This is a genomic window from Oryzihumus sp. (assembly GCF_054325275.1).
In genome coordinates, this window is the sequence record NZ_JBTCWL010000044.1 from 1 (window position 1) to 23403 (window position 23403).

Consider the following 23403-nt stretch of genomic DNA (forward strand, 5'->3'; position numbering starts at 1 on the left):
ACCGTAGGATCGACGCGTGACGTCGACCGACCCCCGCCGACGAGTGCCCCGCACCGACGTCGTGCTGGCCGACCCCCGGCTTGAAGCCGCTCGGGCGGCCCTCGGCGAGGCGGCGGTCCGGGAGGCCGTACGAACCGCCCAGGACCGGGCACGCACCGGCGAGCTCGACCCGGAGGCGGTGGCCGACGCCGCCGTGGCGGCCCTTCCCGCACGCGCGACCAGCCTGCGGCAGGTGCTCAACGCCACCGGCGTCGTGCTGCACACCAACCTCGGGCGGGCGCCGCTGTCGGACGCAGCGCGCGAGGCCATCGGGGCCGCAGCCGGCTACGTGGACGTGGAGTACGACGTGGTCACCGGCCAGCGCGCCCGCCGCGGGCGCGGCACCCTGGCTGCCCTGCGCGCCGCGGTCCCGGCCGCCGAGGACGTCCTCGTCGTCAACAACGGGGCGGCAGCCCTGGTCCTCGTGACCACGGCCCTCGCGGCCGGCCGGGAGGTCGTCGTCAGCCGCGGCGAGATGGTCGAGATCGGCGACGGGTTCCGGCTGCCGGACCTCATCGCGTCCACCGGCGCCCGGCTCAGGGAGGTCGGTACCACCAACCGCACGTCCCGGCGCGACTACGCCACAGCGGTGGGCCCCGACACCGGCTGCATCCTCAAGGTGCACCCCAGCAACTTCCGCGTCGAGGGGTTCACCGCCGCCGTCGACGTGAGCGAACTTCGCGGTCTCGGCGTGCCGGTGGTGGCCGACATCGGCTCCGGCCTCCTGGCCCGCGACCCGCTCCTGCCCGACGAGCCGGACGCCGCCTCGACCCTGGCCGCGGGCGCCGACCTGGTGACCTGCAGCGGCGACAAGCTGCTGGGCGGCCCCCAGGCCGGGCTCGTCCTCGGACGTGGCGACCTGGTCGAGCGCCTGCGCCGGCACCCCCTGGCGCGGGCGCTGCGCGTCGACAAGCTGACCCTTGCCGCACTGGAGGCCACGGTGCGTGGCCCGCTCACGCCCACCGCGCGATACCTGCACGCGGACCCGGCCGCTCTGAGGCGGCGGGCCGAGACGCTCGCAGCCGAGGTCGGCGGGCAGGTCGTGCCCTCCGACGGCGCCGTGGGCGGCGGCGGCGCCCCGGGCGTGGCGCTGCCCGGGTGGGCGCTCGCGCTGCCCGCCACCCTGGCGGAGCCGCTGCGTGCCGGCGACCCCGCCGTCGTGTGCCGGGTCGAGCGGGACCGCTGCCTGGTCGACCTCCGGTGCGTCCCGGAGAGCGCGGACCCGTTGCTGCGCAAGGCGATCGAGGCGGTCCTGCTCTAGTGCATGTCGTCGCGACCGCAGGACACGTCGACCACGGCAAGTCCACCCTGGTGCGCGCGCTGACCGGCATGGAGCCGGATCGGTGGGCCGAGGAGCGACGGCGCGGGATGACGATCGACCTGGGCTACGCGTGGACGGCCCTGCCGGGCGGCGCGATGCTCGCCTTCGTCGACGTCCCCGGTCACGAGCGCTTCATCGGCAACATGCTCGCCGGGCTCGGGCCGGCGCCCGCGGTCATGTTCGTCGTCGCCGCCGACGAGGGGTGGCGCCGCCAGTCCACCGAGCACCTCGCGGCCGTCGACGCGCTCGGCCTGCGCGACGGCCTGCTGGTCGTGACACGCAGCGACCTCGCCGACCCCCGCCCGGCGACCGAGGAGGCCCGGGACCGTCTGAGCCGCAGCAGCCTCGGTGCCGTCGAGGCGGTCGCGGTCTCGGGCGCCACGGGTGCGGGGGTCCCCATGCTGCGCGACGCCCTGCAGCGGGTCGCCGACCGGCTGCCCACGCCGGACCCGACCGCACGGGTCCGGCTCTGGGTCGACCGCAGCTTCACCGTGCGCGGCAGCGGCACCGTCGTCACCGGCACCCTCCCCGCGGGGACGGTCAACGTCGGCGACGAGCTCGAGCTCGCCGGCCGGCGCGTGCGGGTGCGCGGCCTGCAGAGCCTGGGCGAGGCACAGGACCACGTCGAGGCCGTCGCGCGGGTGGCGGTCAACCTGCGCTCCGTGGCCCGTGAGGACGTCGGTCGTGGGCAGGCGCTCCTGACCCCCGGCTCCTGGCGGCAGACCGACGTCGTGGACGCCCGTCTGCCCAGCGACCCTGCTGCGCTGCCGGCGCACCTGGTGCTGCACGTGGGGACCGCGTCGGTGCCGGCGCGCCTGCGGGGCCTGGGCGGCGACACCGTGCGGCTGTCCCTGGCCCGGCCCCTGCCGCTCGTGGCCGGGGACCGTGCGATCCTGCGTGACCCCGGCCGGCACGCTGTGGCCGCGGGCGTGGTGGTGCTGGACGTCGACCCGCCGAGCCTCCGCCGGCGCGGCGCGGCGCGCGAGCGCGCCCTGGAGCTCGTCGACTCGGCCGCAGGACCGGACCTGGCCGCCGAGGTCCGGCGGCGGGGTGCCGTGCCGGAGTCGGACCTGACCGGCCTGGGTCTGGGGGCGGTCGTGGAGCAGGAGTCGCTGGCCCCTGGCGTCCACCGCCGGGGCGCGTGGCTGGTCGACGACGACGCGTGGCAGACCTGGGCGCGGCGCCTCGGGACCGTCGTCGACGAGTGGGCCAAGGTCCACCCGCTCGACCCGGCGGTGCCCACGGAGGTCGCCCGACGCGAGGCGGCCCTTCCGGACGTCTCCCTGGTGCCGGGGCTGGCGGACGCCGCCGGCGTCCAGCTGCGCGGCGGCCGTCTGAGCCGCCCCGGCGTCGTGCCGTCGTTGGGCCCGGCCGAGCCCGGGCTACAGGAGCTGGAGCAGCGCTTGCGCACGGACCCGTTCGCCGCGCCGGAGCGCCCCGACCTGGAGGAGCTGGGCCTGGGGACCCGGCAGCTGGCGGCAGCCGATCGTGCCGGACGGCTCCTGCGCCTGAGCGAGGACGTGGTGCTGCTGCCCGACGGTCCGGCCCGGGCGATGCGGGTCCTGGCGGCGCTGCCGCAGCCGTTCACCCTCAGCGAGGCACGGGTGGCGCTCGGCACGACCCGCCGGGTGGCGGTGCCCCTGCTGGAGCACTGCGACAGTCGTGGGTGGACCGTGCGTGTCGACTCCTCACACCGCCGGGTTCGCCGCTGAGCCGTTCACGCCCCGGGGCCGGACAGGCACGAGGACCGGAGCCGATGTGGCTCCGGTCCTCGGCTGGACGGCGAGGGTCAGTCCTTGAAGGCGTCCTTGACCTTCTCGCCTGCCTGCTTGAGGTTGGCCTTGGTCTGGTCGCCCTTGCCCTCGGCCTGGAGATCACGGTCGCCGGTCGCCTGGCCGACCTTCTCCTTGGCGGCGCCGCCGATCTCCTCGCCCTTGTTGCGGAGCTTGTCGTCGTTGCCCATCACTTCTCCTTCGGTCGAGCCGGATGTGGCACCTGCCCGCGCCGTACGGCGGGGCAGGGGTTCAGTGGTTGCGCAACGCCGTGACCAGCTCGGCCTTGCTCATGGAGGACCGTCCCTCGATGCCGATCTCGCGCGCTCGCTTCAGGAGCTCGTCCTTGGTCCAGTCCTCGTAGTCGCCGTGCGAGCCACCCTTGCGGCCGACCGACGACCGCGAGCTGTTTGCCGCCGCGTTCGCGATGCGGGCGGCCTTCTCCTTACTGGCGCCGTCGTCGCGCAGCGACTCGTAGAGGTCCTTGTCCTTGACGCTGGGTCCCGGGTCCTTGCGGGGCATGTCCCCACCTGCCTTCCCTCTCGTACAGGTCAGCCGTGCCTGCTCCGTACCCGACCGGACGACACCCAAACGTCCCGCATGCTCCCGGCCCGCTCGGGTACAGGCAAGACAGGTCAACCCCGATGGGAAGGAAGGCAAGCCATGGCTGTGACGACGTTCCAGGACCTGCCGCTCGCGGCGCGGGACCGCGCGTGGGACGGTGCCGCCGCGGAGAAGCGCGTACGGAAGTGGGCCGGGGCCGAGGAGGAGCCCAACGCCCGCTACCGGGACGCCCACGTCTGGTACGACGCGGACGCGAAGGACAACTTCACGGCATACAAGCTGCTCGTGGCCGACGTGGTCGACGGCCGTCTGGTAGCGGTGCCGCGCGGGGTGATGGCTGCCGCCGCGGTGATGCAGGGCTCCCGCGGAGGCGCCGACCTGCCCGAGCGCGATGTCGCCCGGGTCAAGGGACACCTGGCGCGCTACTACTCCAAGATGGATGAGGAGCCCCCATGGGAGCGGGACTGACGCCGCGGGTTGAACCGCCCCCGCTTCGGGCACACGGAGGCGAGACCACGATCCGAGGAGAGAGGTGACCTGCATGCAGGAGCACGAGCTGGCCGCCCTGGTGGGCATGACCGCCAGGGCCCAGGACGGGGAGAAGATCGGCCGCATCGAGGAGGTGCTCTCGGAGGAGCACAGCCAGGAAGGGACCTGGCTGCGGATCCGCACCGGCCTGCTGGGCCGGCACGACACCCTCGCCCCAGTCTCGGAGGCGCGCGTCGAGTCCGGCGACCTCGTCCTGCCCTACGCCAAGGACACCGTCGTGCAGGCGCCGACACTTGCCGGGGACTGGCCGCCCTCCTTCGACGACGCGCAGAGCCTGTACCAGTACTACGCCACGACCTGGATGGACGGGCAGGCCGGCAGCGACGGCGCGAGCCACGTGGCGGGGGCCGCCTACACTCGCCCCGACCCCGCGGACGGCATCGCCGACCCCGCGAGCGTGGCCGCGCGTACCGGCGCACGTGAGGGGGGTGACGCCCTCGGGGAGCCCCTGGTCACCGACGGCCCGAAGCGCTACGACGAGCTGATCGAGCCGCGTGACCAGGCTGACGGCCGGGACACCAGGGACCAACGCGACGGATGAGCCGCTGACAGGGCGCCGTGCCCGGCGGCCCCATGGGTATGGTGCAGGTGAGGTCCAGCAACGGCCCACCCCCTGCTCCCCCGGGATGCACCATGACTGCGTTGCTGACCACCTACTCGCCCACCTCAGCCCGCACCCGCGCGGCCGAGACCCGCGAGGCCCGGACCCGCCAGCTGCTCGACCGGCTGGCCAACGAACATGACCCGCGCGTATGCCGCCGGATCCGGGACGAGGTGGTCTGCTGCAACATCGACGTGGCCTGCGCGATCGCCGCCCGCTACCGCGGTCGCGGGCTCGAGCCCGACGACCTGCGGCAGGTCGCGATGGTGGGGCTGGTCAAGGCGGCGCAGCGCTTCCACGCCGGCGCCGGGGACAGCTTCCTGGCCTTCGCGCGGCCAACCATCCGCGGCGAGATCCGCAGGCACTTCCGGGACGCCGGCTGGGCGGTGCGCCCACCACGACGGCTGCAGGAGCTGCATGCCGACATCCGTGCGGTCGCCGGCGCCCTGGAGCAGGACCTCGGGGCCCCGCCGAGCACCACGCAGCTCGCCGACGCGCTCGGCACCGACGAGCGCTCGGTTGCCGAGGCGCGGGAGCTGCCCGGCTGCTACTCCCCGACCTCCCTGGACGCCAAGAGGGACGAGCACCGGCGAGCCCTCGCCGACGACCTGCCTGACCCCGGCGGCGACCCCAGCGCCACGGTGGTCCAGCGGCTGGCCCTGACGACCGCGCTGCGGACCCTGGACGCTGCGGACCTGCGCTTGCTGCGACTGCGCTTCGAGGACGAGCTGAGCCAGGAGGAGATCGGACGTCGGCTCGGGGTCAGCCAGATGCAGGTCTCGAGGCGGCTGCGCCGGGTGCTCGGCCGCCTGCGTGAAGAGCTCGAAGCAGCCTGACCGCACGGCCACGGCCTCCGGTGTCACCGGGGCGTCCTCACCCCACCAGCAGGGGACGCACCTCATCGGCCCAGAACTGGAAGAACTCCTCCTGCTGCGGCCCCATCTGCGAGACGTAGAGCGTGTCGTAGCCGGCATCGGCGAACTGGCGCACCACCTCGGCGTGGCGCTTCGGATCGGGACCGCACGCGACGGAGGAGGCGGTGGACTCCCGGGTGACCAGGCTCGATGCCTGCTCGAAGTGCTTGGGACTCGGCAGGACCTGTGCCAGCTCGCCCGGCACCCCGGAGTTGGACCAGAGCCGGTGGGCCGTGTCCACCGCCGACTCCTCGTCACGCGCCCAACAGACCTTCACCCCCGCCTCGGCCGGTCCGCGGCCGCCATGAAGCCGGTAGTGGTCCAGGTCGTCGGGTTGCGGGTTGGTGCTGATGAAGCCGTCCCCGATGCGCGCGGCCAGCTCGATCGCCCGCGGGCCGAAACCGGACACGTAGATCGGGGGCGCCTTGTCCGGGCGGCTGTAGAGGCGGGCCTCGTCCACGACGTAGTGCCGGCCCCGGTGGTAGACGCGCTCGCCGGAGAACAGCCGGCGGATGATGTCCACCGCCTCCTCGAGCATCTCCAGACGCACCTGTGCGCTCGGCCAGTTCGCGCCGGTGATGTGCTCGTTGAGCGCCTCACCCGAGCCAACGCCGAGGTGGAAGCGGCCGGGCATCAGCGTCGCGCTGGTCGCCGCCGCCTGGGCGATAACCGCCGGGTGGGTCCGCACGGTCGGACAGGTCACGGCCGTCGTCAGCGGCAGGTCGCACGCCTGGGAGACCGCCCCGATCACCGACCAGACGAAGGGGCTCTGCCCCTGCTGGTCGTTCCACGGGTGGAAGTGGTCCGAGACCCACAACGCCTCGAACCCTGCGTCCTGGGCCATCCGGGCCTGCCGCACCAGCTCGGGTGCCGGGTGCTCCTCACTGGAGAGGAAGTAACCGAGTCGCATCGTGTCTCCTCCTGGGGTCGCGTGCTCGCGGCGTACCCGTCGCGGCCACCGCCGAAACCGGCGTTTGGGCCGGGCCGTCAGCGGGCACGGGTCCGGCAAGGAGGCGATGACATGTCCCTGATCCCTCAGGCCACCATCCCGCCGAACGACCCGCCCAAGCCCACGCTGCCAGGCCCGAAGCCGCCGACGCCGCCGGCGCCGTCACCCGAGCCGCCCGGGCCAGGGCGGGACCCGGTCCCTCCCGTCGAGCCACCCCTGCAACCGGACACCCCGCCTGGCTGAACCCGGCCCAGCCGGCAGCAGGCGTCACCCGTCGCGGAGCAGGTCCTCGAGGTCGCGCAGGTCGGCGACCGACGAGGTCACCTCCGGCGGCACCTCGCGACCCTCCCGGTTGACCCAGACCGCCTGCCAGCCGGCCTCACGGGCGGCAAGCACGTCCTGCCCGACCGGGTCGCCCACCATCACCAGCGCCTCGGGCCGCGCGCCGACCTCGCGCGCCACATGGGCATAGAGCGCGGGATCGGGGTTGCGCAGCCCGACGTGCTGCGCGAGGAAGACCTCACGGAAGTGCCCGAGCCCCAGGGTGTGCGGGTAGCTGTTGCCGTTGCTGACCACGCCCAGACGGTGACGAGGCGCCAGCGCGTCGAGCGCCGGTCGGACATCGGGGTAGACCACGGGGTCGGCGAACCGGCAACGCAGGTAGTGAGGCGCTGGCCGTCACCTCGTCCCGGGCGGCGCGCAGGTCCTCGACGGTGAGCCCGGCGGCCGCGCCTGCCGGCAGCCGGCGCTGCAGCTCGCCCAGCGCGGAGTCCAACGCGCGGCGCATCGTCGTCGCGAAGTCACACAGGGTCTGGTCCAGGTCGAAGAACACCCAGCGGACCATCGCGCACCCCTTGTATGCCGTGCCTCGCCGGACACCCGTAGGCCGGCTCAGTCAGAGTGCGCTCACCGCACCGAGGTCGCTCTTCGGCCGACCTTCACAGGTCGGACAGGATCCGGGCCCGCTGGGCCTCCCGCTCCTCGGCGTTGATCGCGCCGGACCGGTGCAGCGCGTCCAGCTCGGCCAGGCGCTGCTCCGTGGTCCTCTCCTCGCCGGCTGGTGCCAGCAGGGCGGACTTCCGGAGCTGACCGGCGAGCTGGATGTCACCCGCCAGGGGGTCCAGGCCGGCCCGCCTGGCAGCCCGGGCCCGATAGGCCGCCGTCGCGAGCATCGCCACGAAGCCCAGCACGATCAGCGTGACCACGGCAGCGAAGAAGAGCTTGAAGCCGGTCGGTGCTCCACCCAGCGGGTCGAGAGCATCCAGTGACACCATCACGTCTCCTCATGTCCGGCGCGAGACACGCCAGGGTGCCCCCTGGCCGTGCTGCTGGGACGCCACGGGTCGGGCGTCCGGTGTGACCCTCGGATCCTTGCACCCCTTCCGCCGCGGCGGGCGCCGATTGGCTCACCTTTCGCCGGCTCGTGCAGGCAGAATGCCGGGCGTGAGAACGCATCGGGGGGACCCCGGCGAGGACCTGGTGGTCGGGCCGGCGCCCGGCGTCCGGCAGCCACTGGCCGTCCCGGCGGCCGAGCTGCGCGAGCGGTTCAGCCGCTCCTCCGGACCCGGCGGCCAGGGCGTCAACACCACCGACAGCCGGGTCGAGCTGCGCTTCGACGTCGCCGCCTCCGCCGCATTCACCGACGACCAGCGCACCCGCCTGCTCGGTGCCCTGGCAACCCGGCTCGTGGGCACCGAGCTGGTCGTCACCGCCTCGGAGCACCGCGCCCAGCGCCAGAACCGCGCGGCTGCCCGGGCGAGGCTCGCGGCATACCTGCTGGAGGGGCTCGCCCCTCCCCCCGCGTCGCGGCGCGCGACGCGCCCCACGAAGGGATCGCAACGGCGACGCCTGGAGGGCAAGCGGCGCCGCGGCGAGACCAAGTCGCTGCGCGGTCGCGTGCAGGACGGCTGAGCCGGGACAGGGGACGAAGTCCCTGTCCGAGCGGTCAGGGCCGGCGAAGACTGGCTGCGTGAGCACGTACACCGGACACCCCGGAGAGGACCTGTTCATCCACCCCGCACCGGGGCTGCCCGACGGTCTGCGGCTGCGCGACGAGGACCTGCAGGAGCATTTCTCCCGCTCGACCGGTCCCGGCGGGCAGGGCGTGGACACCACCTCGGCCAAGGTCGAGCTGCGCTTCGACGTGCCGGACGCCCGCTCCCTCAGCGAGGACCAGCGCCGCCAGGTCGAGGAGTACCTCAGCCCGCGGCTGCACCACGGGGTGCTGGTCATCCAGGCCCATGAGCACCGGTCCCAGTGGGAGAACCGCGTGGCGGCCCGGGAACGCCTGGTGCACCTGTTGCGCGAGGCGCTCGAACCCGCTCCGCCGGACCGCTGGCCGGGGGAGCCCAGCCACGAGTCGGACGACGCTCGCATCGCAAGCAAGAAGGAACACGCGCGCACCAAGGCCTTGCGGGCACCGGTGCAGCCGGACGAGGAGTGAGAGGCGTCGGGCGGCACGCGCCCGCGGGAAGGGAGCAGTCAATGTCCAACCAGGGCAACATGATGGACACCGCGCAGGCGCGGCTGGAGTCGGTCAGCCGCGGGTCGGCGATCCTGGTCGGCATCTTCGGCGCCGTCACGGTCGTCGTCGGTGTGCTCGCGATGATCTGGCCCGGCAAGACGGTCGTCGTCCTGGCGCTGCTGTTCGGCATCCAGCTCGTCGTCGCCGGCATCATCCGCTTCGTCGAGGGCCTGGCACGCACCGAGGAGAGCGGCGGCACACGGACCATGCTCGCGCTGCTGGGCGTGCTCTCGGTGATCGTGGGCGTCTGGGCGATTCGCCACCTCGGCCTGACCGTGCTGACGCTGGCGCTGGTGCTCGGCATCTACTGGATCATCCACGGCATGATCGAGGTCTTCGTCGCCATCACCGACCACGGCGCCGAGTACCGCGGCACCCACGCCATGCTCGGCGTGCTCAGCGTGCTCGCCGGCATCGTCCTCGTGGCCTGGCCCGGGGTCTCCCTCGCCGCCCTGGCGTGGGTCACCGGGCTGTGGCTTGTCGTGCTCGGCATCGGTGAGCTGGCGCTGGCGTTCCGCCTGCGCCGTCACGGTGCGGCCATGGGTCCGGCCGCGCCGATCCAGCCTCGTCCCGCGTGAGACGAGGCATCCTGGGCCGGCCGGGCTTCGTGCCCGACCGGCCCAGCCCTGTGCACGCCGGGGACGGTATGCCGGAGGGCCGAGTTGGCCGCGTCCGCCCCGGCCGCGTCGGCCCGGGACCGCTCAGGTCAGGTCCCAGGCCTCGATGTCGGTCTGGCGGTGGATCAGGCCGTTGTCCGCGAGGGCGAGGTGCACGTGCTCGAGCACGCGGCTGCCGTCTGGCCGGGTGAGCACGAGCCGGAACCACACGTTCGACCCGCTCATCGCGGTGTCCTCCACCTCCATGCCGTAGTCCCCCGCGCAGACCGAGCGCAGCCCGGCGTGGATGGCGATGTTGCCCTGCATGCGGTGCGGGTGCGACGGCGGCTGGTCGTGCCGGAACTCCAGCCACTCCGCGTCCTCGTCGAAGTAGTCCGACCACCGGTCGGCGTCCTTGGCCCTGACCGCCGCGGTGAAACCCTGCAGGTCGAACGTGCGCGGCGGGATGATCGTCTGCTGGTGCGGTGCCATCTGCGGATCGTGGCGCCGCCGCCGGGGGGTGTCATCGTCCGCGAGGAGTAGTTCCGGCGGTCAGGCGACGGTGACGGTGATGCTGTGCCAGCCGGTCGCACCGTCGGGCTCGGGCGGGGCCTCCTGCTGGGTCTGGACCTGGCCGTCGGCGTCCGTGGCGCGCACCGTGATCCGGTGGTTGCCCTTCGGGGCGTCCCACTCCAGCACCCACTGCCGCCACGAGTCGATCGTCGGCTCGGCCGCCAGCCGCGCCGTCTGCCACGGCCCGTCGTCGATGCGCACCTCGACCGTGTCGATGCCGCGGTGCTGCGCCCACGCCACGCCCGCCACGGCCACCCGGCCCGCCTTGACCTGGTCACCCGAGCGCGGCACGTCGATGCGGGACTCGGTCTTGACCGGTCCCTTGGCCGACCAGCCCCGGGGGGTCCAGTAGCCGACGTCGTCGGCGAACCGCGTCACCTTCAGGTCCACGACCCACTTTGTCGCCGAGACGTACCCATAGAGGCCGGGCACCACCATCCGCACCGGGAAGCCGTGCTCCACCGGCAGCGGCTCGCCGTTCATCGCCACCGCGAGCAGCGCGTTGCGCTCGTCGGTGAGAGCCGTCAGCGGCGTCCCGGCAGTGAACCCGTCGACGCTCGTGGACAGCACCATGTCGGCGGTCTGGTCCGGCCGGGCCATCGCCAGCAGCTCCCGGATCGGCCAGCCGGTCCACACCGCGTTGCCGGCCAGGTCACCACCGACCTCGTTGGACACGCAGGTCAACGTGACGAGCGCCTGCTTCATCGGCTTGGCGAGCAGCTCGTCCCAGGTGATCGTCACCTCCTCGCCGACGAGGCCGTGCACGCGCAGCTTCCACCCGGCCGTGTCGACCTGCGGCACGACCAGGGCGGTGTCGATGCGGTAGAAGTCGACGTTGGGCACCACGTAGGGCGTGATGCCCGGCAGCTTGAGGTCGGCCGCGGCGGGCACGGTCACCGGGTTGGCCACCGGCGGCACGGCGACCTTGGCCCGGGCCGCCGCGGCGCTGCTGCCCGCCCCGCCGACCGCCCTGCCCAGCGCCCCCGCGGTCGCGGCAACGGCCGCCAGGCCGGCCCCGCCGACGAGCAGCCTGCGCCGTTCGAAGCCGCGCGACTCGGCGCCGGCCTCCTCGGCGCGGGCGGTCAGGCCCCACAACGTGTTCAGCGCCCACAGCCCGGCCAGCACCCCGGCGAACGTGGGCAGCACGTCTAGCGGCGCCGCGTGCGGCCGGGACAGCACGGCCGCGGCGCCGACTGCGCCGAGGACGACGAACCCCACCAGGCCGGCCGTACGCCGGGTCGCACCGACCGCGCCCAGCACCGCGCACAGCGCGGTCAGGACCGCGGCGATGCCCACGAACAGGGCGACCTTGTCGTGGGTGCCGAACGAGCTCACCGCGACGTTCTTCAGCCACGGCGGGGTGCGGTCGACGAAGGCACCGCCCACGGCCACCACCGGCGACGGCGTCCCCGAGGACAGGCCGGCCCGGACCATGAAGCCGGCGACCAGCTCGGCGACGCCCAGGGTGACGGCACCGGCGATCACCCCGGCCAAGGCAGGACGAGCTCGCTTCACCCTCACAGCCTGTCATTCGCGGCCGGCGCCGGTGTGGATTGGCCGGTGACGCCTCGCTAACGGTTGGTGCCGGCGGTCCGCTTCAGCGCCAGGCGCACGTGCGGCGCCAGTGCGCGGAACGCGATGCCCCGGTGGGAGATCGAGTTCTTCTCCTCCGGACTCAGCTCGGCGGCGGTCCGGCCGTCCTCCACGACGAGGATCGGGTCGTAGCCGAACCCGTTCGTGCCGCGGGGCTCCCGGGCGAGGCGACCCGGCATACGGCCTTCCTCAACGACCACTTCGCCGGAGGGCAGCGCCAGCACGGCCGCGCAGACGAACGCCGCGGCGCGCTCGTCGTCGGGCACGTCGCCGAGCTGGGCCAGCAGCAGCTCCAGGTTGGCCCGGTCGTCGCCGTGACGGCCGGCCCAGCGGGCGCTGAACACGCCGGGCGAGCCGCCGAGCACGTCGACGGCCAGGCCGGAGTCGTCGGCGATGGCGGGCAGGCCGGTGGCCTTGGCGACGGCGACCGCCTTGAGGGTGGCGTTCTCGGCGAAGGTCACGCCCGACTCCACGACGTCGGGGATCTCCGGGTAGTCGTCGAGCCCGACGACCTCCAGGCCCAGCTCCTCAACGAGGCCGTCGAGGATCTGGTCCAGCTCACGGACCTTGTGCGCGTTGCGGGTGGCCAGGACGAGCCGCGTCACGCGGCACCCCCGGCCAGCGCCACCTGCTGCAGCTTGGTCAGCTCGGCGCAGCCGGCGCCCGCGAGGTCGAGCAGCTGGTCGAGCTGGGCCCGGTCGAACGGCTCGGCCTCAGCGGTGCCCTGCACCTCGATGATCCGGCCGTCGCCGGTCATCACGACGTTCATGTCGGTGTCGGCGCCGGAGTCCTCGATGTAGTCCAGGTCCAGCACCGGCGTGCCGTCGACGATGCCCACGCTGATCGCGGCCACCGAGCCCTTCAACGGCTGCGCGCTGGCCTTGACCGCACCCTCGCGGCGGGCCCACTCGATGGCGTCGGCGAGCGCGACGTAGGCCCCGGTGATCGCCGCGGTGCGCGTGCCGCCGTCGGCCTGCAGCACGTCGCAGTCGAGGACGATGGTGTTCTCCCCCAACGCCTTCGTGTCGACCACGGCGCGCAGGCTGCGGCCGACCAGGCGGCTGATCTCGTGGGTGCGGCCGCCGATCTTGCCGCGCACCGACTCCCGGTCGGAGCGGGTGTTGGTCGCCCGCGGCAGCATGGCGTACTCCCCCGTCACCCAGCCCTCGCCGCTGCCCTTGCGCCAGCGCGGCACGCCCTCGGTGAACGACGCCGCGCACAGCACCCGCGTGCGGCCGAACTCGACGAGGACGCTTCCCTCGGCGTGGTCGAGCCAGTTGCGGGTGATCCGGATGTCGCGCAGCTGGTCTTTGGCGCGGCCGTCGTGTCGAGTCATGCGCCCAAGGCTAGGCGAGAGGACTCACAGCTCGTATGCCGTGTCCGGCACCGCCAGCTCCACCTCACCGGGCCAGACCCCGGCAGCCTGGGCGCGGCATACCTCCGGGTCGTTCCAGGCCGGGATGTGGGTGAGCATGAGGCGCCGCACCCCGCCGGCGTCGAGTGCCGCCTGCGCGGCGCGGCTGCCGGAGAGGTGGATGCCCTCGACGTCGTCGCGGCCGTCGACGAAGGCGGCGTCGGCCAGGACCAGGTCGGCGCCCGACATCAGGGGCTTGAGCGCGTCGCAGCTGTCGGTGTCGCCGGTGTAGGCCAGGACCGCACCGTCGGCCTCGACCCGCAGGCCGTAGGCCTCGATCGGGTGGTTCACGCGGTACGGCGTGACCGTGAACGGGCCCACCTGCACCGGCATGCGCTCCTGCAGGTCGCGGTAGTCGAACTCGGCGGCCATCGCATCCGGCTCGTCCAGCCCGTAGGCCTCGGTCATCCGCGGGCCGGTGCCGGTGGGCCCGTGGACGGGCAGCGGGGTCTTGGCCGCACCCTCGGGGTGGTAGCGCTGCACCACGTAGAGCCCGCACAGGTCGATGCAGTGGTCGGGGTGCAGGTGGGAGAGCACGACGGCGTCGATGTCGCGCGGGTCGATGTGCCGCTGCAGGGCACCGAGCGCGCCGTTGCCGAGGTCGAGGACGAGGTTCCAGGTGCGGCCCTCGTGCTCGGACTGGACCAGGTAGCTCGAGGCCGGCGAGGTCGGGCCGGCGAACGAGCCGGAGCAGCCGATGATGGTCAGCTTCATCAGGACGCCACCTCCGCGGCATGGGCGGAGACGACCTCCGGGCCGAGGAAGCGTCGGGCGAGCCGCTCGAACTCCAGCGGGTCCCCGGTGGTGAGGAACTCGTGCGCGGGCGGCGGCAGGTCGTCGGGGCGCAGGGCACCGCGGTCAGCGAGTGTGCGGAAGACGTCCTTGGCGGTCTCCTCGGCGGAGGAGACGAGGGTGACGTCCTCACCCATGACGTAGGAGATGACGCCGGTCAGCAGCGGGTAGTGCGTGCAGCCGAGGATGAGGGTGTCGACGCCGTGGGCGGCCACCGGCTCGAGGTAGTCGTGGGCGGCCTGCAGCAGCTCCGGGCCCGAGGTGACGCCGGACTCGACGAACTCGACGAACCTGGGGCAGGGCTGGCTGGTCACGTGGATCTGCGGGGCGGCGGCGAAGGAGTCGACGTAGGCGTGGCTCTGGTGCGTGGCGGCCGTGGAGATGATGCCGACGCGGTTGTTGCGGGTGGCGGCAACCGCCCGGCGCACGGCGGGTCGGATCACCTCGACCACGGGGACGTCGTAGCGCTCCCGGGCGTCGTGGAGCATCGCCGCCGAGGCGGTGTTGCAGGCGATGACGAGGATCTTCACGCCGCGGTCGACCAGCCGGTCCATGCACTCCAGGGCGTAGGCCCGCACGTCGGCGATGCGCTTGGTGCCGTAGGGCTGCCGGGCGGTGTCGCCGAGGTAGATGACGGACTCATGCGGGAGCTGGTCGAGCACGGCACGCGCGACGGTCAGCCCGCCGTAGCCGCTGTCGAATATCCCGATGGGTGCATCTGTCACCTTTCGAGGTTAAACGCGGTCACGTGACGACTTGCCGCCTTCCGGCGTCACCTCCGTCACACCGGCGGCCGCGTTCCCCGCAGGGTGAAGATTTTTCGGTGTCATAGCCCTCACACTCTCCCCTCAGGCGGTGCGGGTGAGTCGACATGCCGAACCGCAGCGTGTCAGCAGGCCCTCCCATCCCGCAGCGCCAGCACCGCCGTCAGGTCTCGCGCGGGTCTCACCCGGCTCCCCGGTGACCGCCGCCCAGCCGAAGCGAAGGGTCACCCACCCTTCGACCGCAGCCTCGTTGTCCCGGTGGCGGTCGCGAAAGACGCCGTCGCTGACGGACGGCCGAGGGCAGACCATGTGGCCGCTCGACGTCCCGGACCCATCTCACCTCAGAGGGTGCTCTCCGCCCCTCCCTCGTCATCGCCGACGCAGGACGTGCGGGTCACTGTCGACAGGGCCAAGCAGGCGGGCCGCCGTCTCATGGGAGGCGGCGGCGCCGTCCCCACAGGCCAGCGGGGCAGCGCTCACCCGGGCCGGCCATGACGTCTCGCCCCGATGGGTGAGGTAGACGCCGCGCTGGAGCCGCCGCCAGCGACGCGACCGGATCTTCCCGGCGTCGGCGCCGGGAGGACACCACACACCCTCACCCTGTGGATGGTGCGACCCGGCGAGGCCCCCATGTGGACAAAGCCTGAGGGTTGTTGACTCTGACCCCGACAACCCTCAGGCGTGGCCCAACGCGGAGTCAGGCGCGGCGAGCGGTGACCAGGAGGTACTCCCACTCGCTGACCGGCTCACGCCGGGCCAGCTCGGTCAGGTCATGGTCGAGGGCGGCCACCCGCTCCGGGTCGTCGGCGATCGCCCGGTAGGTCGCGATCGTCGGGCCGTAGCGGGCCTTGAAGTAGTCGCGGAACTCCTCGGGCGTGGCGAAGTGGTCCACCCGCAGCCGCTGCCGGCGCAGCTCGATCCCGCTCACCCGGTCGCCGAGCAGCGCCCGCACGTGCTCCTCGCTGCCCCACAGCGGCGGCGGCTGCGCGCCCGGCGGCGGGGCGGGGGCATACGGCTTCATCGTGGCGAACATCCGGCCGATGAAGCCCTCCGGGGTCCAGCTGAGCAGCCCGATCGTGCCACCAGGGCGGCAGACCCGGACCAGCTCGTCGGCGGCGGCCTGGTGGTGCGGGGCGAACATCACCCCGACGCAGGACATCACCACGTCGAACGCGCCGTCGGCGAACGGCAGGGCTTCCGCGTCCGCCTCGCGCCACTGCAGCTGCGCGCCCTGCGCGGCCGCCGCGCGACGCCCGGTCTCGAACAGCTCGGGGGTCAGGTCGCTCGCCACCACCTGGGCGCCGCCGAGCGCGGCGGGGATGGCGGCGTTGCCCGACCCGGCGGCCACGTCGAGCACCCGGTCGCCGGGGCCGATGCCGCAGGCCCGCACAAGGGTCGGTCCCAGCTCGGCGATGATCTCGGTCGCCAGGGACGGGTAGTCACCCAGGGCCCACATGGCCCGGTGGCGGGCCTTCAGCTCGCGGTCGGCCTGCACCGCGTCGGTCGCTGTCGTCATGTCGTGCTCCTTGCGAAGTCGTCCCCTGCCGTGGCGGTTCCACGCGAACGACGCTAGGAACACGCGCGCCCCGCTCCTAGTACGAGATCTGTACCGCGCTCTGCCGCCTTCCTGGGGCTGGTCGCCCGCCCGGGTGCGGCCTAGCCTGCGGGGGTGGGCTCGTCCTACCACCAGTTCTGCCCCGTCGCGAAGGCCATGGAGCTGCTCGACGAGCGCTGGACGCTGCTGCTCGTGCGCGAGCTGCTCATGGGCAGCGACCGCTTCAACCAGCTGCGCCGCGGCCTGCCGCGGATGTCACCGACCCTGCTGTCCCGGCGGCTGCACGAGCTGGAGCGGGCGGGTGTGCTGACGAGGCAGGTCGACGGCACCGAGGTGCGCTACGTGCTGACCCCGGCCGGTGCGGAGCTGCGCCCGGTGGTGGAGGCGCTCGGCGTCTGGGGCGTGCGGTGGGTGCCCGAGATCGGCGACGCGGACCTCGACCCCAAGCTGCTGCTGTGGGACATGCACCGGCATGTCGACCCCGACGCCGTCCCGGCCGGCCGCACCGTCGTGCAGTTCCGCTTCCCCGACGCGGCCAGGGGCGCCCGGGACTGGTGGCTGGTCATCACCGCCGCCGAGACCGACGTGTGCGACGTCGACCCCGGGTTCGACGTGGCCGTGCGGGTCACCGCGAGCCTGCGCCGGCTGGTCGACGTCTGGCGCGGGGAGGTCCCGTGGTCGGACGCGGTGCGGTCGGGCGGGCTGGAGGTCGACGGACCGGAGGCCCTGCGTCGGGCGGTGCCGCGATGGTTCACCCTGTCCCCGTTCGCCGGCGTGCCGCGCCCGGAGCGGCTCAGCGGGGAAGGCACGCTGGACGGCGCACCGGAGGACGCCCTGGAGGACGTCAGCCCATCAGCACCAGCGTCAGTGACTCCTGCAGCCAGGTGAGGAAGTCGTAGTAGGCCGCGAGCATCGTCTCGATGTCCTGCTCCCCCGCCTGCTCCAGCCGCTCGACCAGGGCGTCGGCGTCCTCGTCGGTCCGCAGGCCGAGGCGCTCCCCCAGCACCAGCCGCACGTCGGTGAGCGCCACGACCACGGCCTGCGCCTGGGACCGGTCGAGGGTGACCTTGTCCCCCGTCGCCCCCGTCAGCGCGTCGATGGCCGCCTCGAGGTTGGCTGCCTTGCGCTCCCGCAGCCCGTGCTCGGTCAGCCGGCGGAACTCCGAGGCCACCGCGTCGTCCTGCCGGTTGCCGCTGGGCAGCAGCCGGGCCAGGGCCGGGTCCTCCGGTTCCTCGACCGGCCCCGCCTCGTCCAGTCGCGGCACGCCGATGGTGGCGACGAGGTCCTCGAACGCGTCGCCGGTGGCCTCCACCCCTTCGGGCTCGACCAGCTCGAGCACCTGCTGCATGAGGCCGACGACGACCTCGCGCTCGAGGTCGTCGAGGCGGGCGACGAAGCGCTCACCCTTGCGCTTGAACGCGGTCGCCACTCACTCGTCCTTCTGGAAGGTCGCCCACAGCCCGTAGCCCTGCAGGGCCTCGGTGTCGTGCTCCATCTTCTCCCGTGGTCCGGTCGACACCACGGCCCTGCCCTTCTGGTGCACGTCGAGCATGAGCTTCTCGGCCTTCTCGCGGGAGTAGCCGAAGTAGCTCTGGAAGACGTAGGTGACGTAGGACATCAGGTTCACCGGGTCGTTCCACACGAGGGTGATCCACGGGCGGTCGAGGTCGGACTCCTCGGCGAGGTCGGTGAGCTCCTGCTCCACGGGGGCGATGGACACGACCTCCACTCTAGGCTGCTCGTCGTGACGAGTACCGCCCTGCTCACCGACCACTACGAGCTGACCATGCTGCAGGCTGCCCTGCGCAGCGGCGCAGCTGGACGGCGTTGCGTCTTCGAGGTTTTCGCCCGGCGCCTGCCGGACGGTCGGCGCTACGGCGTCGTCGCGGGCACCGGCCGGCTGCTGCAGGACCTGGCCGACTTCCGTTTCGGGGAGGCCGAGATCGAGCGCCTGCGCACCGCAGGGGTCGTGGACGAGGACACGCTGGCCTACCTCGCGGCATACCGGTTCTCCGGCAGCATCCACGGCTACGCCGAGGGCGAGTGCTACTTCCCCGGGTCGCCGCTGCTCGTCGTCGAGGGGACCTTCGCCGAGGCGGTGCTGCTGGAGACGCTGGTGCTCTCGGTGCTCAACCACGACAGCGCCGTCGCCGCGGCCTCCTCGCGGATGACGGGCGCCGCCGAGGGCCGGCCGTGCATCGAGATGGGGTCGCGCCGCACCCACGAGGACGCTGCGGTGGCCGCGGCACGCGCTGCCTACGTGACCGGCTTCGCCGCGACCAGCAACCTTGAGGCGGGCCGGGAGTTCGGCGTGCCGACCACGGGCACCAGCGCCCACGCGTTCACCCTCCTGCACGACAGTGAGCGCGAGGCGTTCGAGGCGCAGGTCGCCAGCCTGGGCAAGGGCACGACGCTGCTGGTGGACACCTACGACGTGGCCACGGCGGTGCGCACCGCCGTCGAGGTCGCCGGTCCCGAGCTGGGCGCCGTGCGCCTGGACTCCGGGGACCTGCTGGCCCAGGCCAGGGAGGTGCGCCGGCAGCTCGACGCACTCGGGGCGACCGGCACGCGCATCGTGGTGACCTCCGACCTGGACGAGCACGCCATCGCTGCCCTGGCCGCGGCGCCGGTCGACGCCTACGGCGTGGGCACCTCCCTGGTGACCGGGTCCGGTGCCCCCACCGCCGGCCTGGTCTACAAGCTCGTCGCCCGCGAGGACGCCACCGGCGAGATGGTCGGGGTCGCCAAGAAGAGCAAGGACAAGGCCACGGTGGCCGGCCGCAAGTGGGCGCTGCGCCGGCGCAATACCGCCGGCGTCGCCGAGGCCGAGGTGATCGGCGTCGGCGAGATGCCGGTCGACGACGGCGACGACCGCGCGCTGCTGGTCGAGCTGGTCCGTGACGGCGACGTGGTAGGCGTGACCTCCCTGGAGCAGGCGCGGGCCCGCCACGAGCAGTCGCGCGCCGAGCTTCCTGCCAGGGCGCTGCAGCTGTCCCGCGGCGAGCCTGCGATCCCCACCGTCTACGAGGCCTGAGCCCTACTTCCGCACCACCTGCGGCCCGTGGAGGGTCACCATCCACGCTCCACCGACGACGGCGTCGACCCTGGTGCACGACGCCGTCGGGTCGGCCAGCACGGTGACCTGCATCCCGTTCGCGGCGGTGGTGCCGCCCGCCGCCTGACGCACGATCCGCTCGGCGGCCGGGAGGGAGACACACGCGCCGCTGATCCGGGTCCGCAGCGCCCGGGTGAAGGCCACGGACGGGTCTCCCGGGTCCGCTGAGGGCGGTCCACCGATGACGGTCACGGTATGCCTGTCCGCGTCGGCGAGCCCCTCCGCACACGCCGTCGGTGTCGGCGGCCGGGAGCCGTCGACCGACACCCGCCAACCGCGCAGGTGGAGCCGCTGCAGCTCTCCGGTCACCCAGGCCCGCCCGCGCGAGGCGTCGAGGCACTGGCCGCGCATCCCGTCGACCCGGTCCTCCAGGCTCGCGCCGAGCTCGATGACGGCCGCGTCCTGGACCACCCCGCCCGGCAGGGCCCGCGTCCCGTCCGGCACGGTGCCGTCCAGGCGGACGACGATGGACTTCCCGTCGTCGTAGGCCTTGAGGCCGTCCGGCACGGTCACCCCCTCGCGCCGCCACATCGCGGTGCAGTCCGCGACGGGGTCGCCGCTGACAGCAGGGATGATCGCGTCGTTGGCCTTGCTGACGCAGTCGATTCCCGTGGTCTCGTGGCCCCCGGTGTATGCCGCCCATGCGGCTGCGCCTCCCCCGGCCAGGACCAGCCCGGCCAGGCCCGCGACGGCCCCGCGGGTGAGGCGTCGCCGCCGGCGGTTGGGCGGGACGGTGACAGGTGCCTCGGTGGTGCTGCTCATGGTGATCCCCTCGCGCAGGACGTCGAGCGTCCGCTGGCCGACCCGGCGGGAGACCTCGGCATCGGTGGCCAGGGCTGCCGCACGCAGCACCTGCATCGCCTCGTCGCGGTCCATCACGCCTCCTTCAGGTCGGGGTGGGCGTTCGCCCTACCACCAGGAACATGTCCGGTCACCGAACACCGTTGCAGGTCAACGCCTTCCACCCGCAGAGCTGCCGCCAGCCGGCCCCGGGCACGGTGCAGCCGCAAGCGGACCACGGCGCGGGTGACGCCGAGCGCGACGGCGACCTCGTCGCGGGACAGGCCCTCCCAGCCGACCAGCGTCAACAGCTCGCGGTCGTCCGCCGAGAGCCGACGCATGGCCCGGCCCACCGCGTCGGCCTCCCCGGTGGACGGCTCGGGCGACCACCCCGACAGGTCCTCTCGCAGCCGGTCGGCAAGCGCGAGCCGGCGCCGTTCCCCGCGCTGGTGGTTGGCCAGCACCCGGCGGGCGACGCCGAAGAGCCACAGCCGGGTCTCCTCCCCCGGCGGCACCTCGTCGAGCCGGCGCCAGGCCACGAGGTAGGTCTCGGCGACCACGTCCGCGGCGTCGGCCGGGTCGCCGACCCGGCGCACGGCATACCCCATCAGCGCGGACCGGGTCCGCGCGAACAGCTCCTCGAAGCGTGCCTCGCGCGTCGCCATCGGTCCCCCGCGTGTCGTTTCCCGCTACCTGACACGTCATGTCCGGTTACCGGGTTAGCGTTTCAGCATGAGTGCGGACCTGTCGCGCGCGTTGATCCTGGTCGACGTGCAGAACGACTTCTGCGAGGGCGGCTCGCTGCCCGTGCCCGGCGGCGCCGACGTGGCCCGCCGCATCAGCGACCACGTGGTCGCCCACGCCGACGACTACGGAGCCATCGTGGCGACCGCCGACTGGCACGAGGACCCCGGCGCGCACTTCTCCGACCACCCCGACTTCGTGGACACCTGGCCGGTGCACTGCCGCGTCGGCAGTGACGGCGCGCTGTTCCACCCCGGCGCGGAGCGGGCGTTCGAGCACGTCGAGGCAATCTTCCGCAAGGGTCTGCACGCGGCGGCCTACAGCGGGTTCGAGGGCAGCACCGTGGAGTCCGCCGACCACCGGGTCGGCCTGGGCGACTGGCTGCGCGACCGGGCGATCGAGTCGGTCGACATCGTCGGCATCGCCACCGACCACTGCGTGCGGGCCACCGCGCTCGACGCGCTGGACGAGGGCTTCGACACCCGCGTGCTGCTCGACCTCACCGCCGGCGTCGCCCCCGCGACGACCGCTGCGGCACTGGAGCAGCTGCGCGAGGCCGGGGCAGACCTGGTCGGGGCACCGGTGCTCGCTTCGACCGAGGAGGTCTCGTGACCCAGGAGCAGACCCCCAGCATCGGCCTGCTGGCTGGCGTGCGGTTCCTCAGCGAGCTCGTGCTCCTGGCCGCACTGGCCTTCATCGGCGCGGCGATGTTCGACAGCCTGCTGCTCTCGATCGTGGCCGGGATCGCGCTGCCCCTTGCGGCCGCGGCCATCTGGGGCACCTTCATCGCCCCGCGCGCGCCGCGGCACCTCGGTGAGCCGGCGCGCACCATCGTCGAGGTCCTGATCTTCGGCCTCACGGTCGTCGGCCTGCTCGTCTACGGCTACCTCGCGTTCGGCATCGTCCTCGCGATGCTCTTCGCCGTCGGGAAGGTCTACGACCGCCGCGCCGCCTGAGCTGTCGGCCGAGTCATCCCAGCCCGAGCGCGACGGCCTCCTCGCGCAGCTCCTCGCGCACCGAGGGGTGGGCAGCGTGGTCGATCAGGTGCGCGGCCTGGATGCGCTCGTCGACGCCGAAGATCTGGGCCGTCCCCTGCTCGGTGACCACCGCAGTGTGCTGGAACGACGTCACCGGTTCCTCCACCATCGCCACGATCGTGGAGACGTCGGCCTTGCGGTGCCACGAGCGAAGCGCCATCAACGCCTGGCCACCGGGCGAGTGCAGCGCGCCGACGACGAAGTCGGTCTGCCCTCCGAAGCCGGAGTGGATCCGCGCGTTGATGCGGGAGGCGTTGGCCTGGCCGAACAGGTCGACCTGCAGGGCGGTGTTGATGCTCGTCATGGCCGGGTTCTGCGCGATCCGCGCCGGGGAGTTGGTCACCTCGGTGCGCAGCAGCCGCACGCGCGGGTTGCGGTCCATCCACGCGTAGAGCTCCGGGGTGCCGATCGCGAAGGAGGCGATGAGCGGCTGGTCGGCGTCGAGCGCGCCGGCCCGGTCCAGCGCCAGGACCCCGTCGCTGAACATCTCGCTCCACACCCGCAGGCCACGCCGGCTCACGAGCCCGGGCAGCACCGCGTCTGGCACCTCGCCGATGCCCATCTGGAGCGTGGCGCCGTCGCCGATGCGTGCCGCGACCAGCTCGCCGATCCGGCAGGCCGCGTCGTCCGGCACGGACACGGGGTGCGGCGGGCCGGGCAGCTCGTCGGTCTCCAGGACCCCGTCGAAGAGGTCGAGGTCGAGCTCCCCGTCGCCGAAGGTGTAGGGCATCTGCCGGTTCACCTGGGCGAGCACGACACCGCCGCGCGCCCTGGCCGCCTCGATCGCCGCGGGGAGCACGTTGACCGAGATCCCCAGGGAGACCCGGCCGCCGTGCGGCGCGGAGGTGTGCACCAGCACGATGTCGGGGCGCAGCGTCTGGCTGTAGAGCAGCGGCACCTGCGACAGCCGCGCCGGCACGTAGGACAGGCGCGGGCTGCGCCGCATCCCAACGCCGACGAAGCAGGTCTCGTGGACGACCCCCTCACGGGCCGGTATGCCGTGCGGCGCGTTCAGCTGGTGCAGCCGGTAGCGCTCGACCGACTCGTCGAGCAGGCGGAGCAGGCGCCATGGCACGGCGGCGTTGCCACTGGTCACGACACGGGGCTCCCCGCCGGCACGGGCTGCGGCCGAGGCGATGAGGTCGGCGGTCACGGTGCGCACGCGCCCACTCTCGCGCATCCGCGGTGCCCGGCGCCGGGAAACCGG

General features: G+C 73.4%; 29 protein-coding genes. 12 read left to right on the top strand and 17 right to left on the bottom strand.

Translation table 11 applies throughout. The features are described 5' to 3' along the window. Positions 1 to 16 precede the first annotated feature (16 nt). Both selA and selB read left to right on the top strand, forming a co-directional pair. Complete coding sequence (gene selA, locus ACXVGS_RS12335; RefSeq protein WP_458529241.1) at positions 17 to 1300, top strand: L-seryl-tRNA(Sec) selenium transferase; 1284 nt, start codon at positions 17 to 19, stop codon at positions 1298 to 1300. Further along, entirely contained in the window at positions 1300 to 3072 is a 1773-nt protein-coding gene (gene selB / locus ACXVGS_RS12340) for a selenocysteine-specific translation elongation factor (protein WP_458536998.1), read from the top strand. The genes selA and selB overlap by 1 nt, the downstream gene beginning before the upstream one ends. A 77-nt stretch (positions 3073 to 3149) precedes the next feature. Here the strand turns inward: selB and ACXVGS_RS12345 are convergent, their stop codons facing one another. Both ACXVGS_RS12345 and ACXVGS_RS12350 read right to left on the bottom strand, forming a co-directional pair. Beyond that, on the bottom strand, positions 3150 to 3323 hold the full coding sequence (locus ACXVGS_RS12345; protein WP_458529243.1) for a CsbD family protein: 174 nt from the start codon (positions 3321 to 3323) through the stop codon (positions 3150 to 3152). Between the two features lie 61 nt (positions 3324 to 3384). After that, entirely contained in the window at positions 3385 to 3654 is a 270-nt protein-coding gene (locus tag ACXVGS_RS12350) for a DUF7218 family protein (protein WP_458529244.1), read from the bottom strand. 141 nt (positions 3655 to 3795) lie between these two features. On the opposite strand from ACXVGS_RS12350, the gene ACXVGS_RS12355 reads away from it, so the two are divergent. The 3 genes from ACXVGS_RS12355 to ACXVGS_RS12365 all read left to right on the top strand — a co-directional run bounded on the left by ACXVGS_RS12355 (position 3796) and on the right by ACXVGS_RS12365 (position 5682). After that, on the top strand, positions 3796 to 4164 hold the full coding sequence (locus tag ACXVGS_RS12355; RefSeq protein ID WP_458529245.1) for a hypothetical protein: 369 nt from the start codon (positions 3796 to 3798) through the stop codon (positions 4162 to 4164). 73 nt (positions 4165 to 4237) lie between these two features. Next, positions 4238 to 4786, top strand: a complete 549-nt coding sequence (locus ACXVGS_RS12360; RefSeq protein ID WP_458529246.1) for a PRC-barrel domain-containing protein — start codon at positions 4238 to 4240, stop codon at positions 4784 to 4786. Between the two features lie 92 nt (positions 4787 to 4878). Then, complete coding sequence (locus tag ACXVGS_RS12365) at positions 4879 to 5682, top strand: sigma-70 family RNA polymerase sigma factor (protein ID WP_458529247.1); 804 nt, start codon at positions 4879 to 4881, stop codon at positions 5680 to 5682. A 37-nt stretch (positions 5683 to 5719) separates the two neighbouring features. On the opposite strand, the gene ACXVGS_RS12370 is transcribed toward ACXVGS_RS12365, so the two are convergent. From ACXVGS_RS12370 to ACXVGS_RS12380, 3 genes are all read right to left on the bottom strand, one after another. Further along, positions 5720 to 6670, bottom strand: a complete 951-nt coding sequence (locus ACXVGS_RS12370) for a TIGR03557 family F420-dependent LLM class oxidoreductase (RefSeq protein WP_458529248.1) — start codon at positions 6668 to 6670, stop codon at positions 5720 to 5722. 306 nt (positions 6671 to 6976) lie between these two features. Beyond that, on the bottom strand, positions 6977 to 7345 hold the full coding sequence (locus tag ACXVGS_RS12375) for an HAD family hydrolase (RefSeq protein WP_458529249.1): 369 nt from the start codon (positions 7343 to 7345) through the stop codon (positions 6977 to 6979). A gap of 302 nt (positions 7346 to 7647) precedes the next feature. After that, positions 7648 to 7983 carry a hypothetical protein gene (locus ACXVGS_RS12380; protein ID WP_458534566.1) on the bottom strand — a complete coding sequence of 112 codons (336 nt, stop codon included), beginning with the start codon at positions 7981 to 7983 and terminating at the stop codon, positions 7648 to 7650. 169 nt (positions 7984 to 8152) lie between these two features. On the opposite strand from ACXVGS_RS12380, the gene arfB (ACXVGS_RS12385) reads away from it, so the two are divergent. From arfB (ACXVGS_RS12385) to ACXVGS_RS12395, 3 genes are read left to right on the top strand one after another with little or no spacing between them, the layout of a single operon-like run. Beyond that, on the top strand, positions 8153 to 8620 hold the full coding sequence (arfB, locus tag ACXVGS_RS12385) for an alternative ribosome rescue aminoacyl-tRNA hydrolase ArfB (protein WP_458529251.1): 468 nt from the start codon (positions 8153 to 8155) through the stop codon (positions 8618 to 8620). Positions 8621 to 8678: 58 nt separating this feature from the next. Further along, positions 8679 to 9152, top strand: a complete 474-nt coding sequence (gene arfB, locus ACXVGS_RS12390; protein ID WP_458529252.1) for an alternative ribosome rescue aminoacyl-tRNA hydrolase ArfB — start codon at positions 8679 to 8681, stop codon at positions 9150 to 9152. A gap of 41 nt (positions 9153 to 9193) precedes the next feature. Continuing rightward, positions 9194 to 9811 carry an HdeD family acid-resistance protein gene (locus ACXVGS_RS12395; RefSeq protein ID WP_458529253.1) on the top strand — a complete coding sequence of 206 codons (618 nt, stop codon included), beginning with the start codon at positions 9194 to 9196 and terminating at the stop codon, positions 9809 to 9811. A 123-nt stretch (positions 9812 to 9934) separates the two neighbouring features. Here the strand turns inward: ACXVGS_RS12395 and ACXVGS_RS12400 are convergent, their stop codons facing one another. The 7 genes from ACXVGS_RS12400 to ACXVGS_RS12430 form a co-directional block, all read right to left on the bottom strand. Beyond that, a complete protein-coding gene (locus ACXVGS_RS12400; RefSeq protein ID WP_458529254.1) occupies positions 9935 to 10321 on the bottom strand; it encodes a nuclear transport factor 2 family protein in 387 nt (128 codons plus the stop codon). A 60-nt stretch (positions 10322 to 10381) separates the two neighbouring features. Then, positions 10382 to 11917, bottom strand: a complete 1536-nt coding sequence (locus ACXVGS_RS12405) for a molybdopterin-dependent oxidoreductase (protein ID WP_458536999.1) — start codon at positions 11915 to 11917, stop codon at positions 10382 to 10384. A gap of 56 nt (positions 11918 to 11973) precedes the next feature. Beyond that, positions 11974 to 12600 carry an RdgB/HAM1 family non-canonical purine NTP pyrophosphatase gene (gene rdgB / locus ACXVGS_RS12410; RefSeq protein ID WP_458537000.1) on the bottom strand — a complete coding sequence of 209 codons (627 nt, stop codon included), beginning with the start codon at positions 12598 to 12600 and terminating at the stop codon, positions 11974 to 11976. After that, on the bottom strand, positions 12597 to 13331 hold the full coding sequence (gene rph / locus ACXVGS_RS12415; protein ID WP_458529257.1) for a ribonuclease PH: 735 nt from the start codon (positions 13329 to 13331) through the stop codon (positions 12597 to 12599). The genes rdgB and rph overlap by 4 nt, the downstream gene beginning before the upstream one ends. 24 nt (positions 13332 to 13355) lie before the next feature. Next, a complete protein-coding gene (locus tag ACXVGS_RS12420; protein WP_458529258.1) occupies positions 13356 to 14123 on the bottom strand; it encodes an MBL fold metallo-hydrolase in 768 nt (255 codons plus the stop codon). Then, on the bottom strand, positions 14123 to 14926 hold the full coding sequence (gene murI, locus ACXVGS_RS12425) for a glutamate racemase (RefSeq protein ID WP_458529259.1): 804 nt from the start codon (positions 14924 to 14926) through the stop codon (positions 14123 to 14125). The genes ACXVGS_RS12420 and murI overlap by 1 nt, the downstream gene beginning before the upstream one ends. Before the next feature lie 736 nt (positions 14927 to 15662). Further along, positions 15663 to 16481, bottom strand: coding sequence for a class I SAM-dependent methyltransferase (locus tag ACXVGS_RS12430; RefSeq protein WP_458531952.1), 819 nt, complete (start codon positions 16479 to 16481; stop codon positions 15663 to 15665). A gap of 153 nt (positions 16482 to 16634) precedes the next feature. Here ACXVGS_RS12430 and ACXVGS_RS12435 point away from each other — a divergent pair, with 153 nt between their 5' ends. Continuing rightward, entirely contained in the window at positions 16635 to 17408 is a 774-nt protein-coding gene (locus ACXVGS_RS12435) for a winged helix-turn-helix transcriptional regulator (RefSeq protein ID WP_458529261.1), read from the top strand. Here ACXVGS_RS12435 and ACXVGS_RS12440 read toward each other — a convergent pair. Next, on the bottom strand, positions 17365 to 17949 hold the full coding sequence (locus tag ACXVGS_RS12440; RefSeq protein ID WP_458537001.1) for a DUF2017 domain-containing protein: 585 nt from the start codon (positions 17947 to 17949) through the stop codon (positions 17365 to 17367). The two genes, ACXVGS_RS12435 and ACXVGS_RS12440, sit on opposite strands and share 44 nt — an antisense overlap. Beyond that, positions 17950 to 18240, bottom strand: a complete 291-nt coding sequence (clpS, locus tag ACXVGS_RS12445) for an ATP-dependent Clp protease adapter ClpS (protein WP_141787540.1) — start codon at positions 18238 to 18240, stop codon at positions 17950 to 17952. Positions 18241 to 18264: 24 nt separating this feature from the next. Here clpS and ACXVGS_RS12450 point away from each other — a divergent pair, with 24 nt between their 5' ends. Then, entirely contained in the window at positions 18265 to 19554 is a 1290-nt protein-coding gene (locus ACXVGS_RS12450; protein ID WP_458537002.1) for a nicotinate phosphoribosyltransferase, read from the top strand. 3 nt (positions 19555 to 19557) lie between these two features. Here the strand turns inward: ACXVGS_RS12450 and ACXVGS_RS12455 are convergent, their stop codons facing one another. Beyond that, positions 19558 to 20511 carry a hypothetical protein gene (locus tag ACXVGS_RS12455; RefSeq protein ID WP_458529264.1) on the bottom strand — a complete coding sequence of 318 codons (954 nt, stop codon included), beginning with the start codon at positions 20509 to 20511 and terminating at the stop codon, positions 19558 to 19560. Then, positions 20511 to 21080 (bottom strand): RNA polymerase sigma factor, encoded by a 570-nt coding sequence (locus tag ACXVGS_RS12460; protein WP_458531949.1) that lies wholly within the window; start codon positions 21078 to 21080, stop codon positions 20511 to 20513. The genes ACXVGS_RS12455 and ACXVGS_RS12460 overlap by 1 nt, the downstream gene beginning before the upstream one ends. 67 nt (positions 21081 to 21147) lie before the next feature. Here ACXVGS_RS12460 and ACXVGS_RS12465 point away from each other — a divergent pair, with 67 nt between their 5' ends. Both ACXVGS_RS12465 and ACXVGS_RS12470 read left to right on the top strand, forming a co-directional pair. Continuing rightward, positions 21148 to 21771 (top strand): isochorismatase family protein, encoded by a 624-nt coding sequence (locus ACXVGS_RS12465; protein WP_458529266.1) that lies wholly within the window; start codon positions 21148 to 21150, stop codon positions 21769 to 21771. Then, positions 21768 to 22115, top strand: coding sequence for a YrdB family protein (locus ACXVGS_RS12470; protein ID WP_458537003.1), 348 nt, complete (start codon positions 21768 to 21770; stop codon positions 22113 to 22115). Before ACXVGS_RS12465 ends, ACXVGS_RS12470 begins: the two co-directional genes overlap by 4 nt. Positions 22116 to 22128: 13 nt before the next feature. Here ACXVGS_RS12470 and ACXVGS_RS12475 read toward each other — a convergent pair whose 3' ends face one another. Further along, positions 22129 to 23358, bottom strand: coding sequence for an acetyl-CoA hydrolase/transferase family protein (locus ACXVGS_RS12475; protein WP_458537004.1), 1230 nt, complete (start codon positions 23356 to 23358; stop codon positions 22129 to 22131). Between the last annotated feature and the right edge of the window lie 45 nt (positions 23359 to 23403).